Raw genomic sequence first — 12,372 nt, forward strand, 5'->3', positions numbered from 1 at the left:
CGTCTCACGCGCCTGCACACGGCCCAGCGGGTAGAATGCAGCCATGTCCGAGATTTCGACTTCCCTTGCCCATCACCTGCTGGTCGCGCTGCCCTCGCTGGCCGACGAGCCCTTCGCCCGCAGCGTCGCGCTGATCTGCCAGCACGACCAGAACGGATCCATGGGCGTGCTGGTGAACCAGCCCTCCGACTACACCATCGGTGAAGTCCTGGCGCAGATGGACATCGCCACCGAAGACGACGAACTGCGCCAGCGACCGGTGCTCAACGGGGGGCCGGTGCACCCCGAACGCGGCTTCGTCATCCATGACGATGCGCGTCCGTGGGAGTCCAGCCTGCTGGTCGGCGAAGGCGTGTACCTGACCACCTCGCGCGACATCCTGGAAGCGATGGCACGCGGCGAAGGGCCGGCCAATGCGCTGGTCACGCTGGGCTGCGCCGGATGGGGCGAAGGCCAGCTGGAAGGCGAACTGGCTGACAACAGCTGGCTCACCGTGCCGGCCGACGCCGACCTGCTGTTCCGCACCCCGTACGAGCAGCGCTGGCAGGGTGCGGCCGCGCGCATCGGCGTGGACCTGTTCCGGCTGACCGATTACAGCGGCCATGTCTGAGCCGGCGGCCATCCGCCGCGACGGCACCGTGCTCGGCTTCGATGTGGGTTCGCGCCGCATCGGCGTTGCCATCGGCAGTGCCTTCGCCGCCCATGGGCGCGCGGTGGCGGTGATCGACGTGCACGGCAGCGGCCCGGACTGGGGCGCGGTGGAGCGGTTGATCAAAGAATGGAGCCCGGACGGCCTAGTGGTGGGCGATCCGCTCACCCTGGACGGCCAGGACCAGCCCAACCGCAAGCGCGCGCAGGGCTTTGCCCGCCAGCTGCGGGAACGTTTCAAACTGCCGGTGGCGATGATCGACGAGCGCTCCAGTTCGGTCGAAGCCGCGCGCCGGTTCGCCGTCGAGCGCGCCGAAGGGCGCAAGCGCCGCCGCGATGCCGCCGCCCTGGATGCGGTGGCCGCTGCGGTGATCATCGACCGCTGGCTGTCTTCACCGGACGACGCCACCCCCATTCCCTGACCTGCCGACCGCCTGCCCATGACTGCCTCGCAACTCGATTCATCCGGACGCCTGCGCCACCTGCTCACCCTGCAGGGCCTGCCACGCGAGACCCTGCTGCAGTTGCTGGACCGGGCCGGCCAGATCCGCGATGCAGCGGTCGGCCGGGTCGGCAACAAACGCGCGGTGCTGGCCGGTTCGGCGGTGTGCACGCTGTTCTTCGAGCCGTCCACGCGTACTCGCAGTTCGTTCCAGCTGGCCGCCCAGCGGCTTGGCGCGGACGTGCTGAACTTCGATGCGTCCACCTCGTCCACCCGCAAGGGAGAAACCGCGACCGATACGCTGCGCAACCTGGAAGCGATGGGCGTGCGCGGCTTCGTGGTGCGCCATCCCGATGACGGTGCGGTGGCCGCACTGGCCGCGGCGGCGGGCGAGGGCACCGCGTTGATCAATGCTGGCGACGGCCGCAGTTCGCACCCCACCCAGGGCCTGCTGGACATGCTGACCCTGCGCCAGGCCAAGGGCAGTGATTTTTCGAAGATGAAGGTGGTGATCGTCGGCGACGTGAAGCATTCGCGCGTGGCCCGCACCGACCTGCACGCGCTGCGCACGCTGGGCGTGGGCGAGATCCGCGTGTGCGGCCCGCAGTCGCTGCTGCCCGACGATGACACGCTGAAGGGCTGTGTGGTCGGCCAGGATTTCGACGAGATGCTGGAAGGCGCCGATGCGCTGATGATGCTGCGCCTGCAGCGCGAGCGCATGGAAGAAGGCCTGGTGCCGTCGCTGGAGCAGTATCACCAGCAATACGGCCTGCACGCCGCCCGCCTGGCCCGCGCCGGCAAGGACGCCGCCGTGCTGCACCCCGGCCCGATCAACCGCGGCGTGGAAGTCACCGATGAAGTGGCCGACGGCCCGCAATCGTGGGTGCTGCGCCAGGTCGCCAACGGCGTCGCCGTGCGCATGGCCGTACTGGAAACCCTGCTCGGCTGAAGGTAGTGACGGCCGCTGGCCGTCAGCCCGGTAGTGACGGCCGCTGGCCGTCAGCCCGGTAGTGACGGCCGCTGGCCGTCAATCCAATCCCCAAACGCACCACGCAAACGGATACTCCCCGATTGCACACGCCAGCCCGGCACGCACCGGGTTGGCGAGGATATACATCGCCTGCCGCTGCAGTGATTCTTCTGCCCTCACCGCGTGATCGAAATACCCCGCCTGCCACACGCGGCCTTGCCTGCCGCTCGACCGATTGAGTGCAAGCGCACTTGATGACTTCACACGTCGGGCGAGGTGGGCGAGCGTTCCAGACTTCAGTTGCAGCATCCAGTGCATGTGGTCCGGCATCACCACCCAGGCAAGCGAGCAGACGTGTCCGAGCGTCTCCATTTCATGGAACTGCGTGATCACGCAGTCGGCCGACGCTTTTGTCAGGAACCTGCGTTGTCGCGCATGGCACGTAGTACTCAGGACGTACACCTGCCCGGGAATGGATCGGCGTCCGCGATTCAACTGTTCGCTGCTCATGTCCCATCGTGCGATGGGTAGACGCGCGTTGGAGTAAGGGGAGCGGGCAGATGCGGGTCAGCGGACGCTGCGTTGACGGCCAGCGGCCGTCACTACCGAACGTTGACGGCCAGCGGCCGTCACTACCAAACGCTGACGGCCAGCGGCCGTCACTACCGCGGGGTCAGCGCTTCTGCGCGAACAGCCAGGTCCACATCGCGGTGTCGGCATAGGTGGCATCCCAGGCGTTGTGGTTGCCATCGGGATACTCGGTGTAGCGCGCATCTGCCGCGCCGGCGGCCTTGAACGCGGCATGCAGCCTGCGGTCGTCGCGGGGCAGCACGACGTCATCCTGCGCGCCATGGAACATCCAGATCGGCACGTTCTTCAGGCGCTGGGCCAGCGCGGTGTACGGATCTGCTTCGTTGGCGACGGCGGCGACGAACAGGGTCTGGCGTTCTTCGCGCGGCGCGATCACCGCCCCGCATACCGGTACGATGGCAGCGAACCGGTCCGGCGCGGAAAGCGCGATGTTCCAGCTGCCATAGCCGCCCATCGACATGCCGGTCAGGTACTGCCGCGACGGGTCAGCGGAAAATTCGGCCAGCGTGGCGTCCAGCGCCGCCAAGGCGATGCGGTTGTTCAGGCCATCCCATTCCTGGTGGTTGGGCACCTGCGGCAGCACCACCAGTGCCGGGAACGTGCTGGCGTGTTCCCGAAGGTACGGCCCGATGCCCGCCTTGGTCTGCTTCAGGCCATCACGACCACGCTCACCGGACCCATGCAGGAACAGCACCACGGGCAACGGTCCGGAAGTGCGCAGGGCATCGGCGGGGACGAACACCTGGTAGCGGGAGGCGTGGCCGTCCACGGTGACGCTGCGCGATTCAAATCGCCCCGCCGTGGGGTCTGGCGTGGTGGCGCAGCCGGCCAGCGACATCAGCAGGGTGGCGGCAACGGTAAGGCGCAGCAGCAGGCGATACATGGGAGGTCCCGGCAGGATGAAAACGGTTCCATCCTAGCTGTCCGGGCGACCCGCAGCATCGTGCAGCGCATCAGTCCGGTCGCGGGAAGCTGGCGATGATCTCCAGCTGCTGCTGGGCTTCCTCATTGCCCGACGCGGCGGCGGCCTGCACTTGGTCGATATCCGGATGGACCACGATCAGCAGCGGATTCTCGCAGACCGGGCAGTCGTACTCGGTGACGTCCTCGGCCAGCTCCATCACCATCGCACGCGAGCTGCCCATCCACTCACAGGCTGCGCAGGTGTGCTGCTGGTCGCGCCAGCCGGGCTGGAAATAGTTGTCTACGGTGGTGGCCATGGTCGGTACCGGTCAGTGCAGCAGGATGAGGGTGGCCAGGCCAAGGAAACTGAAGAAGCCCATGACATCGGTCACCGCGGTCACCACCACGGTGCCGGCCACGGCCGGGTCCACGTTCATGCGCTTGAGCATCAGCGGCAACAGCACGCCGGCCAGTGCGGCGGCACAGAAGTTGATCATCAACGCCAGCGTGATGACGATCGAAAGCAGCCAGCTGTGGAACCAGACGAAGGCGATCAGACCGACCAGCAGGCCGATCAGGGTGCCGTTGATCATCGCCACCCGCAGTTCTTTCCACAGCAGGATCTTGGCATTGCTGGGGCCGACCTGGCCGAGCGCGATACCGCGCACCATCAGGGTCAGCACCTGCACCGCGGCATTGCCGCCAACGCCGGCGACGATCGGCATCAGTACCGCCAGCGCGACCACTTTCTGCAGGGTCAGTTCGAACTGGCCGATCACGCTGGCGGCCAGGAAGGCGGTGCACAGGTTGATGCCCAGCCAGACCACGCGGCCGCGCACGGCGCGCTTGATCGGCGAGAACAGATCTTCTTCTTCGTCCAGGCCGGCCGCGCCGAGCGCCTGGTGCTCGGCCTGCGAACGGATGATGTCCACCACGTCATCGATGGTGATGCGGCCGAGCAGGATGTTGTTGTCATCCACCACCGGCGCGGACACCCAGTCATGATCGGAGAACTGGCGCGCCACTTCATCGGCACTTTCCCCAACGTCGATGGCCGGCTGCTCGTCATCGATCAACCGGTTGATCGGCGTGGTGTATTCGTGGGTCACCAGTGCCGCCAGCGAAAGCCGCCCCAGATACTGGTGCCGGCGGCTGACCACGAACAGGTGATCGGTGTGGTCGGGCAGTTCGCCGCGCAGGCGCAGGTAGCGCAGCACCACGTCGACATTGACGTCGGCGCGCACGGTCACCACGTCCGGGTTCATCAGGCGGCCGGCGCTGTCCTCGGGATAGGACAGCACCTGCTCCAGCCGTTCGCGGTTTTCGCGGTCCATCGACTTGAGGACTTCGTCGATGACGGTGTCCGGCAGGTCTTCGACCAGATCAGCAAGGTCATCGATGTCCAGGTCTTCGACCGCGGCGATGATCTCGTCCGGGTCCATGTCCGCCAGCAGGCTTTCACGTACCTCGTCGCCGACGTGGACCAGCACCTCGCCGTCGTCTTCCGGGTCCACCAGGCCCCACACCACTTCGCGCTTGCCAGGCGGCAGCGACTCGAGCAGGTTGCCGATCTCGGCCGGGGCCAGCGTATTGACCAGGCGACGCACCGGACCCAGCCGACCGCTGTCCAGCGCATCGGAAAGCAGGCGCAGTTGGCGCGCGGTCTTGTCGTGGCGTACGGCCTCGGCCATCGGAACTCCCGCAGGAAAGAAAAGGCTGCGATCCTGGGGAGGATGCGGCATCAGGGGTGGTCAGCGCGTCATTATCGCCCGCGCGTGTGTCAATGCGGTAGCGCCGCGGCGGCGGTCGTGACGGCCGCTGGCCGTCAATGAGGTATCAATGACCGCTGGCCGTCAGCGCATAGGAAACGGCCGCTGATCGCCCCGTGCCTGATGACGGCCAGCGGCCGTCACTACCGAGCGCTGAGGGCCAGCAGCCGTCACTACCGGTCAGTTACCGTTGATCCAGCGTTCGATGCTGCGGCGGTCGCGGGCGGCCAGCAGTTTCGGCGCGCGGGCGCGCAGTTCGCCGAGGTCGCTTTCGCGGATCGCGCGGCGCACTTCCAGCAGGGTGCCGGGGTGCAGACTGAACTCGGTCAAGCCGAGCGCCAGCAGCAACGGGGCCAGCCGCGCGTCACCGGCGATTTCACCGCACACTGCCACCGGGATCTGGTGGCGCTGGCCGGTTTCGATCACCAGCTTCAGCAGCCGCAACACGGCCGGATGCAGTGGCGAATACAGTTCGCCGAGCGCTTCGTTGTTGCGGTCGGCCGCCAGCAGGTACTGCACCAGGTCGTTGGTGCCGATGGACAGGAAGTCGACCAGGTCGATGAAGCTTTCCAGCGCGAACGCGGCGGCCGGCACTTCGATCATGGCACCCAGCGGCACGCGTTCGCTGACCGCGTGGCCTTCGGCGCGCAGCTGTGCGGTCAGCCGGGTCATGCGGCGGCGTACCGCCAGCAGTTCTTCGCGCGTGCTGACCATCGGGATCAGGATGCGCACCTTGCCGTAGGCGCTGGCGCGCAGGATCGCGCGCAGCTGGGTGTCGGCCACCAGCGGGCGTGCCAGCGACAGGCGCACGCCACGCAGGCCCAGTGCCGGGTTGTCTTCGTTGCTCAGGGTCAGGCCGGTACGGTCGGCCTTGTCCGCGCCCAGGTCCAGCGTGCGGATGGTCACCAGCCGGCCGGCCATGCCCAGCGCGGCATCGCGGTAGGTGTGGAACTGTTCTTCTTCGTCCGGCAGCTCGTTGCGCTGCAGGAACAGGAATTCGGTGCGGTACAGGCCCAGTCCCTGCGCCCCGAACGCATGCGCCTGGGTGACGTCTTCCAGCGATTCGGCGTTGGCCAGCAACGCGATGTCGACCTGGTCGCGGGTGCGGCTGGGCTTGCTGCGCAGGCGACCCAGCTCACGCTGTTCGCGCGCATGCTCCTTCAGCCGCACGCGGTAATCGCGAAGGTTTTCAGCCTGCGGGTTGACGGTGATGCTGCCGTCGCTGCCATCCACGATCAGCACGTCGCCATCGCTGACCTTGTGCAGCAGGCCGGGCACGTTGACGATCAGCGGCAGGTGCAGGCTGCGGGCGAGGATTGCGCTGTGCGACAGCGCGCTGCCGGCCGTGGTGACGATGGCCACCACGCCCTGGGACTGCAGTTGGGCCATCTCGGACGGGGCGATGTTGTCGCAGACCAGGATCTCGCCGGCCAGACCTTTCACCGCCGGCGGCAGCACCGGCTGCAGGAAGGCATGGATGCGCCCGATCACATGGTCCAGGTCGTCCATCCGGCTCTTCAGGTAGGCATCGTCCATGCCGTCGAAGACCTTGGCCAGCCGGTCGCGCTGCAGGCGCAGGGCATATCCCGCGCTGTACGGGCCACTGCGGATCAGCTCATCCAGCCCGAACAGCAGTTCCGGATCGTCCAGCAGCAGCGCATGCAGGTCGAGGAACTCGCCGGCTTCCTGATTCAGCGCACCCTGCAGGCGCTGGCGCAGGTCGTGCATTTCATTGCGCGCGGCATCCAGCGCGACGTGCAGGCGCTTGAGCTCCTTGTCCACCTGCTGCGGCGCCACGCGCTGTTCGGCCACTTCCAGCGCATGCGCCAGGCGCACCCGCGCGCGGCCCAGCGCGGTACCCCGCGACGCGCCGTGGCCGGACAGCAGCTGCACCGGCCGCAGGCCGGTGGGAGCCAGTCCAGCACGGGCGCGCGGCATGCTCAGCTGTCCTCGTCGAAACGACGCTCGAACAGCGAGACCACCGCATCCATGGCGGCCTGTTCGTCTTCGCCGTTGATGCGGATGGTGACCGGGGTGCCCTGGCCGGCGGCCAGCAGCATCACGCCCATGATGCTCTTGGCGTTGATCTCACGGCCCTTGGCGGCCATGGTCACGTTGCAGCGGAAGGGCGCAAGTTCCTGCACCAGCTTTGCCGTGGCGCGGGCATGCAGGCCCAGGCGGTTGGTTACGGTGAGTTCTTTCTCAAGCATCGTCGACTATCGCTCCATTGCGCGCGCCCGCCGCCGCAGTGGCGGGCAGTTGATCCAGTCCCTGTTCCGGATAATTCATCACACGCAACAACATCGGCAGGCTCAGTGCAGCTACCCGACGGGCCGGCGTTCCGAGCCTGGCCAACTGTGCGGCCAGGTTGCTGGGGCTGGCACCGTACAGGTCGGTCAGGATCAGGACCCCGTCACCGCCGTCCACCCGCCGCAGGGCGGCCGAAGCGAGCGGAAGCAGGGCATCGAGATCTGCATCGAACGGTACGTCGAACGCTTCAGTCTTCAGCGGCAGATGCCGCAGCAGCCGGGTCGCCACCTCAAGCAGGGCCGATCCGACGCCGGGATGTGTTACGAGGAGAATGCCACAGGTCATGCCTGAACGTTAACAGGTCGGCATGACGCTGCGATAGCGGGCGCAGGGCCCCTCAGTGTTCCGTATTCAGCTGCACGCCCAAAAAGGGGACGGAGGGGATTAAGTCGCATCCGGCATGCCACGTGCCGGATGCGACTTAATCCCCTCCGTCCCCTTTTTTTCAGTCGAGTTCGCGGTGGTAGGTGGCCACGTCCTGCCAGCCTTGTTCGCGGGCGTGGCGGGCCAGCCGTTCGGCCAGGAACACCGAGCGGTGCTTGCCGCCGGTGCAGCCAAAGGCCACGGTGACGTAGCTGCGGGTGTCATTACCCAGCTTGGGCAGCCAGGTATCCAGGAAATCGGTCAGCTGGCCGACGTAGCGCTGCACCTCCGGCTGCGCTTCCAGGTAGTCGCGCACGCCGCCTTCGCGGCCGCTGAGCGGGCGCAGTTCCGGATCCCAGTGCGGGTTGGGCAGCACGCGGGCGTCGAATACGAAGTCGGCCTCGGCCGGTACGCCGCGCTTGTAGGCGAAGGATTCGAACAGCAGCGACAGCGGCGTGGTGTGGCCCAGCGTGTACTCGGTGACGATGCGGCGGCGCAGCTGGTGCACGTTCAACGTACTGGTATCGATGATCGCATCGGCGGCACGGCGCAGCGGTGCGGTCAGTTCGCGCTCGCGCGCGATCGCTTCGGGCAGGGACAGGCCCAGTTGGCTCAGCGGGTGGCGTCGGCGGGTATCGGCATAGCGCTTGAGCACCGTTTCGTCGCTGGCTTCGAAGAACAGCAGCTGCGCGTGCACGCCGGCTTCGGCGGCCAGTTGCCGCCATTGTTCCAGCTGGCCCAGGTCGCTCTGGCCGCGCACGTCGATGCCCACCGCCAGCCGCCGCGGGGCGCCGCCGGGGGCGCCCAGCACGCCGCGCACGAAGGCCGGCAGCAGGTCGATCGGCAGGTTGTCCGAGCAGTAGTAGTCCTGGTCTTCGAAGGTCTTCAGGGCCACGGACTTTCCGGAGCCGGACAGGCCGCTGATGATGATCAGGGTCGGGGCGGACGGGACAGGGCGGTTCATGGCGGGCTCTTTGTTGGTGGTGCGGGTGGTTGACGGCCAGCGGCCGTCACTACCGGATCCTGGGGTTTGACGGCCAGCTGCCGTCACTACCGGATCCAGGGTTTGACGGCCAGCGGCCGTCACTACCGGGTTTACGGGGTGCGGCGTTCGAGCAGGTTGCTGTGGCGGGCGATGAACATGGCGGCCGGATCGATGCCCTTGGTGCGCAGGATGTGCAGCCGGGTGGCCGCTTCGGTCAGCACCGACAGGTTGCGTCCGGGCATCACCGGCAGGGTGATCAGCGGCACGTCCAGGTCCAGCACGTGGCGGGTGCCGGAGTCGCCGGTCAGGCGTTCGTATCCGTAGGCGCTGGGCTCGGTCATCGGCTTGGTCAGGTGGACGATCAGCCGAAGGTACTTGTTCTTCTTTACCGCTGTGTCACCGAACATCTCGCGCACGTTCAACACGCCCAGGCCGCGCACTTCCAGCAGGTCCTGCAGCAGCTCCGGGCAGGTGCCATCGAGCACGTCCGGGGCAATCTGGGTGAACTCCGGTGCGTCGTCGGCCACCAGCCGATGGCCGCGGCTGAGCAGTTCCAGCGCCAGCTCGCTCTTGCCTGATCCCGCTTCGCCGGTGATCAGCACGCCGATGGAATAGATTTCCATGAACACGCCATGCAGGATCACCCGCGGTGCGAGCGTGCGTGCCAGGTGGTAGGACAGGTGGTTGAGCAGTTCGTGGCCGCGCTTGGGCGAAAGCCACAGCGGGGTGTTGGATTCATCCGCGGCCGCGCGCAGGTCTTCGGGGCAGGGCTGGTTGCGGGTGATGACCAGCGCCAGCGGGTGCGACTGCATGATCTTTTCGATGGTTTCCCATCGGTGGCGCGAATCCAGCGAATCCAGCCAGGTCAGTTCTTCGGTGCCGAGGATCTGCACCTTGTTCGGGTAGATGGCGTTGAGGTAACCGGCCAGCGAGGGGCGCCGCGAGACCGTATTGCCCGCTTCCAGTTCGCGTTTCTCGCCTTTCTGCCCGGCCACCCAGCGCAGGGCCAGCTTGTCGCGCTGCTGGTCGAACAGTTCGCGTGCGGTGATGCTGGTATTCATGCGGCACTCGCCGGTGGCGGGAGGTCGATGATGGCGCGCAGTGCGGCCGCATCCGGAGCGTCGCGCAGGGCCTGGCGGATGCCCGGCTCGGAAAACAGCTCGGCCAGTTCGGACAGCAGCATCAGGTGCTGGTGGGTGTAATGCGAAGGCACCGCGATAGCGAACACCAGGTCCACCGGTTCGTCGCCGCCGAAGTCCACCGGCGCCACCAGTTTCAGCAGGGCGCCGCGCGGGCGTTCCAATGCCGGTGCACGTCCGTGCGGAATGGCGATGCCGTGACCGATGGCGGTGCTGCCGAGGGCTTCGCGCTCGCACAGGTTGCGATGGATCTGTTCGGTATTGGCCTGGCGGCAGGCCAGCAGCTGGGCCGCTGCCAGCAGCACGCTTTCGCGGTCGGCAGCCGCGCAGACCTGGGTCTGCACGGCGGCCATCAGATCGGTCAGGGGCATATCAGGGGGAAAGTGAAGTCATCAGACTTCATTGTCGCTCAACGGCAGGGGGACGTGCTGCTGTTTCTTCTGCTGCTTCTTTTCCTTCTCCGAGGTCAGCAGCCGGTCGACCTTGTCGGCCAGGATGTCGATCGCCGCGTACATGGTCTGTCCACTGGCCTCGGCGTGCAGGGTCTGGCCGGGGATGTTCACGGTGGCATCGACGTGGTGTTCGTTCTTCTGCAGCTTCAGCGTGACCCGAGTTTCGCAGTGCTCGCCGACGAAGTGTTTACCGGGCCGGGCGAGCTTGTCCGCCACGTACTTTTCCAGGGCCGGGGTGACTTCGACGTCTTTGCCAAACGTTTCAATGCGCATCGGGTTTCTCCTTTTGGATTTGCCAATGAACCTCTCCGCCGGGCGCGGTATGCGTCAGGCGATCCGGACTCTTTCGTGCGAGGCGGAAATGTTCATGGCTTCACGATACTTCGCCACGGTCCGGCGCGCTACCGGTATACCGGAGGTCTTGAGCAGGTCAGCCAGCTTGGCGTCAGAAAGCGGCTTGCGCGGGTTTTCGTCGTCGATCAGCCGGCGGATCATCGACTGGATGGCGGTGCTGGACGCTTCGCCGCCGCCTTCGGTGTCGATGCCCGACGCGAAGAAGGCACGCAGGGGAATGGTGCCGCGCGGGGTGCGCACGTGCTTGCGGGCGATGGCGCGCGACACCGTGGATTCGTGCAGGCCCAGTTCGCCGGCGATTTCACGCAGGGTCAACGGACGCAGCGCCTGCGCGCCGAACTCCAGGAAGCCGGCCTGCTGCTGCAGCAGGCTGTGGACCACACGCAGCAGGGTTTCACCGCGTGCTTCCAGGCCCTTGAGCAACCAGCGCGCTTCCTGCAGCTGCGTCTTCAGGTAGCCGGCATCGCCTTCGCCGCAGCGGCGGATCATGCTTTCGTAGCCGCGGTGGATGATCACTTTCGGCCCGGCATGGCCGGCCAGTGCCGCCCGCCAGACGCCGGCCTGGCGCCAGATCACCACGTCCGGCACCACGTAAGTGTCCTGGCTGACCGGGGCGATCTGGGTGCCGGGACGGGGATCCAGCGAACGCAGCAGGGCCACGGCGGCGTCCACGTCGGCCACCGGGCACTTGAGTTCCTGGGCGATGCCGCTGACGCCACTGCGTGGCAGCCGCTCCAGCGGGCCGTCGGTGATCTGCCGGGCCAGCGCCAGCGCCGGGGTGTCGGCAGGCAGTACGTCCAGCTGCAGGCGCAGGCATTCGCCAAGATCGCGCGCGCCCACGCCCACCGGGTCGAAGCGCTGGATCTGGTGCAGCACGGTCAGGATTTCATCGTCGCCGGCGTGGATGGCCGGCAGCAGGGTCTCGGCGATGCCGGCGAAGGTCTCGCGCAGGTAGCCATCGTCTTCGATCGCATCGATCAGCGCCGCGCCGATATTGCGGTCGCGCGCCGACAGCGGCGAAAGATGCAGCTGCCACAGCAGGTGGTCGGCCAGGGTTTCGGTGTCGGCGACACGCTCTGCCGCGTTGTCCAGGTCGTCATCGTCGAAGGAGCCGCCGCTGCCGGCGCCGCCACTCCAGTCCACTTCGGCCGGCGCCCAGTCATCATCGCCGGGGCTGGCGCGTTCGTCGCTGTCGCGTGGCTGCTGGTCCGGCGATGGCTGTTCGGTCGGCTGGTCGCTGCCGGGGACCGGCTCGGCATTTTCCGCCCAGTCCAGCAGCGGATTGGTTTCCACCGCCTCGGCGATTTCCACGTCCAGTTCGGTGGTGGACATCTGCAGCAGCCGGATGGCCTGACGCAGCTGTGGCGTCATGACCAGGTGCTGCCCCAGCGATGTCTGCAACCGCGTCTTCATGCCACCGCCCAACGTAAAAGGAAGGGTCCGGCG

The 12,372-nt window shown here is 67.0% G+C and carries 15 protein-coding genes; 3 read left to right on the forward strand and 12 right to left on the reverse strand.

From position 1 onward, the window contains the following. The first annotated feature begins 43 nt into the window (after positions 1 to 43). From QE373_RS04215 to QE373_RS04225, 3 genes are read left to right on the forward strand one after another with little or no spacing between them, the layout of a single operon-like run. Positions 44 to 610: a YqgE/AlgH family protein gene (locus QE373_RS04215; RefSeq protein WP_057508241.1), complete on the forward strand. Its 567-nt coding sequence runs from the start codon at positions 44 to 46 to the stop codon at positions 608 to 610. Beyond that, the gene (gene ruvX, locus QE373_RS04220) at positions 603 to 1,070 is read left to right on the forward strand and encodes a Holliday junction resolvase RuvX (RefSeq protein WP_042614628.1); all 468 of its coding nucleotides are present in this window, start codon (positions 603 to 605) and stop codon (positions 1,068 to 1,070) included. Before QE373_RS04215 ends, ruvX begins: the two co-directional genes overlap by 8 nt. 18 nt (positions 1,071 to 1,088) lie before the next feature. Beyond that, positions 1,089 to 2,039, forward strand: coding sequence for an aspartate carbamoyltransferase catalytic subunit (locus QE373_RS04225; RefSeq protein ID WP_057508242.1), 951 nt, complete (start codon positions 1,089 to 1,091; stop codon positions 2,037 to 2,039). A 78-nt stretch (positions 2,040 to 2,117) separates the two neighbouring features. Here the strand turns inward: QE373_RS04225 and QE373_RS04230 are convergent, their stop codons facing one another. From QE373_RS04230 to QE373_RS04285, 12 genes are all read right to left on the reverse strand, one after another. Then, positions 2,118 to 2,570, reverse strand: coding sequence for a transposase (locus QE373_RS04230; protein WP_309683908.1), 453 nt, complete (start codon positions 2,568 to 2,570; stop codon positions 2,118 to 2,120). Between the two features lie 163 nt (positions 2,571 to 2,733). After that, the gene (locus QE373_RS04235; RefSeq protein WP_309683910.1) at positions 2,734 to 3,534 is read right to left on the reverse strand and encodes a prolyl oligopeptidase family serine peptidase; all 801 of its coding nucleotides are present in this window, start codon (positions 3,532 to 3,534) and stop codon (positions 2,734 to 2,736) included. A 70-nt stretch (positions 3,535 to 3,604) separates the two neighbouring features. Then, a complete protein-coding gene (locus tag QE373_RS04240) occupies positions 3,605 to 3,871 on the reverse strand; it encodes a hypothetical protein (RefSeq protein WP_309683912.1) in 267 nt (88 codons plus the stop codon). A 12-nt stretch (positions 3,872 to 3,883) separates the two neighbouring features. Continuing rightward, complete coding sequence (mgtE, locus tag QE373_RS04245) at positions 3,884 to 5,245, reverse strand: magnesium transporter (RefSeq protein ID WP_309683914.1); 1,362 nt, start codon at positions 5,243 to 5,245, stop codon at positions 3,884 to 3,886. Between the two features lie 258 nt (positions 5,246 to 5,503). Next, on the reverse strand, positions 5,504 to 7,261 hold the full coding sequence (gene ptsP / locus QE373_RS04250) for a phosphoenolpyruvate--protein phosphotransferase (protein ID WP_309683916.1): 1,758 nt from the start codon (positions 7,259 to 7,261) through the stop codon (positions 5,504 to 5,506). A 2-nt stretch (positions 7,262 to 7,263) separates the two neighbouring features. Beyond that, complete coding sequence (locus QE373_RS04255; RefSeq protein WP_042614635.1) at positions 7,264 to 7,533, reverse strand: HPr family phosphocarrier protein; 270 nt, start codon at positions 7,531 to 7,533, stop codon at positions 7,264 to 7,266. Then, positions 7,526 to 7,918, reverse strand: a complete 393-nt coding sequence (locus QE373_RS04260; protein WP_057508247.1) for a PTS fructose IIA subunit family protein — start codon at positions 7,916 to 7,918, stop codon at positions 7,526 to 7,528. The genes QE373_RS04255 and QE373_RS04260 overlap by 8 nt, the downstream gene beginning before the upstream one ends. Before the next feature lie 160 nt (positions 7,919 to 8,078). Beyond that, positions 8,079 to 8,960, reverse strand: a complete 882-nt coding sequence (gene rapZ, locus QE373_RS04265) for an RNase adapter RapZ (RefSeq protein WP_309683920.1) — start codon at positions 8,958 to 8,960, stop codon at positions 8,079 to 8,081. Between the two features lie 131 nt (positions 8,961 to 9,091). After that, entirely contained in the window at positions 9,092 to 10,042 is a 951-nt protein-coding gene (gene hprK / locus QE373_RS04270) for an HPr(Ser) kinase/phosphatase (RefSeq protein ID WP_057508249.1), read from the reverse strand. Continuing rightward, positions 10,039 to 10,491 carry a PTS sugar transporter subunit IIA gene (locus QE373_RS04275; RefSeq protein ID WP_057508250.1) on the reverse strand — a complete coding sequence of 151 codons (453 nt, stop codon included), beginning with the start codon at positions 10,489 to 10,491 and terminating at the stop codon, positions 10,039 to 10,041. Before QE373_RS04275 ends, hprK begins: the two co-directional genes overlap by 4 nt. Before the next feature lie 21 nt (positions 10,492 to 10,512). Beyond that, the gene (gene raiA / locus QE373_RS04280; protein ID WP_042614640.1) at positions 10,513 to 10,845 is read right to left on the reverse strand and encodes a ribosome-associated translation inhibitor RaiA; all 333 of its coding nucleotides are present in this window, start codon (positions 10,843 to 10,845) and stop codon (positions 10,513 to 10,515) included. Positions 10,846 to 10,899: 54 nt separating this feature from the next. Continuing rightward, positions 10,900 to 12,339, reverse strand: a complete 1,440-nt coding sequence (locus QE373_RS04285; protein ID WP_309683926.1) for an RNA polymerase factor sigma-54 — start codon at positions 12,337 to 12,339, stop codon at positions 10,900 to 10,902. Positions 12,340 to 12,372: the final 33 nt, after the last annotated feature.

It is taken from the genome of Stenotrophomonas sp. SORGH_AS_0321 (assembly GCF_031453215.1).
In the GTDB taxonomy this organism is placed as follows: Bacteria; Pseudomonadota; Gammaproteobacteria; order Xanthomonadales; family Xanthomonadaceae; genus Stenotrophomonas; species Stenotrophomonas chelatiphaga.

Coding starts and splice junctions, on each gene's coding strand:
- QE373_RS04215 (WP_057508241.1), top strand. CDS start 44: ATGTCCGAGATTTCGACTTCCCTTGCCCATCACCTGCTGGTCGCGCTG.
- ruvX (WP_042614628.1), top strand. CDS start 603: ATGTCTGAGCCGGCGGCCATCCGCCGCGACGGCACCGTGCTCGGCTTC.
- QE373_RS04225 (WP_057508242.1), top strand. CDS start 1,089: ATGACTGCCTCGCAACTCGATTCATCCGGACGCCTGCGCCACCTGCTC.
- QE373_RS04230 (WP_309683908.1), bottom strand. CDS start 2,570: ATGAGCAGCGAACAGTTGAATCGCGGACGCCGATCCATTCCCGGGCAG.
- QE373_RS04235 (WP_309683910.1), bottom strand. CDS start 3,534: ATGTATCGCCTGCTGCTGCGCCTTACCGTTGCCGCCACCCTGCTGATG.
- QE373_RS04240 (WP_309683912.1), bottom strand. CDS start 3,871: ATGGCCACCACCGTAGACAACTATTTCCAGCCCGGCTGGCGCGACCAG.
- mgtE (WP_309683914.1), bottom strand. CDS start 5,245: ATGGCCGAGGCCGTACGCCACGACAAGACCGCGCGCCAACTGCGCCTG.
- ptsP (WP_309683916.1), bottom strand. CDS start 7,261: ATGCCGCGCGCCCGTGCTGGACTGGCTCCCACCGGCCTGCGGCCGGTG.
- QE373_RS04255 (WP_042614635.1), bottom strand. CDS start 7,533: ATGCTTGAGAAAGAACTCACCGTAACCAACCGCCTGGGCCTGCATGCC.
- QE373_RS04260 (WP_057508247.1), bottom strand. CDS start 7,918: ATGACCTGTGGCATTCTCCTCGTAACACATCCCGGCGTCGGATCGGCC.
- rapZ (WP_309683920.1), bottom strand. CDS start 8,960: ATGAACCGCCCTGTCCCGTCCGCCCCGACCCTGATCATCATCAGCGGC.
- hprK (WP_057508249.1), bottom strand. CDS start 10,042: ATGAATACCAGCATCACCGCACGCGAACTGTTCGACCAGCAGCGCGAC.
- QE373_RS04275 (WP_057508250.1), bottom strand. CDS start 10,491: ATGCCCCTGACCGATCTGATGGCCGCCGTGCAGACCCAGGTCTGCGCG.
- raiA (WP_042614640.1), bottom strand. CDS start 10,845: ATGCGCATTGAAACGTTTGGCAAAGACGTCGAAGTCACCCCGGCCCTG.
- QE373_RS04285 (WP_309683926.1), bottom strand. CDS start 12,339: ATGAAGACGCGGTTGCAGACATCGCTGGGGCAGCACCTGGTCATGACG.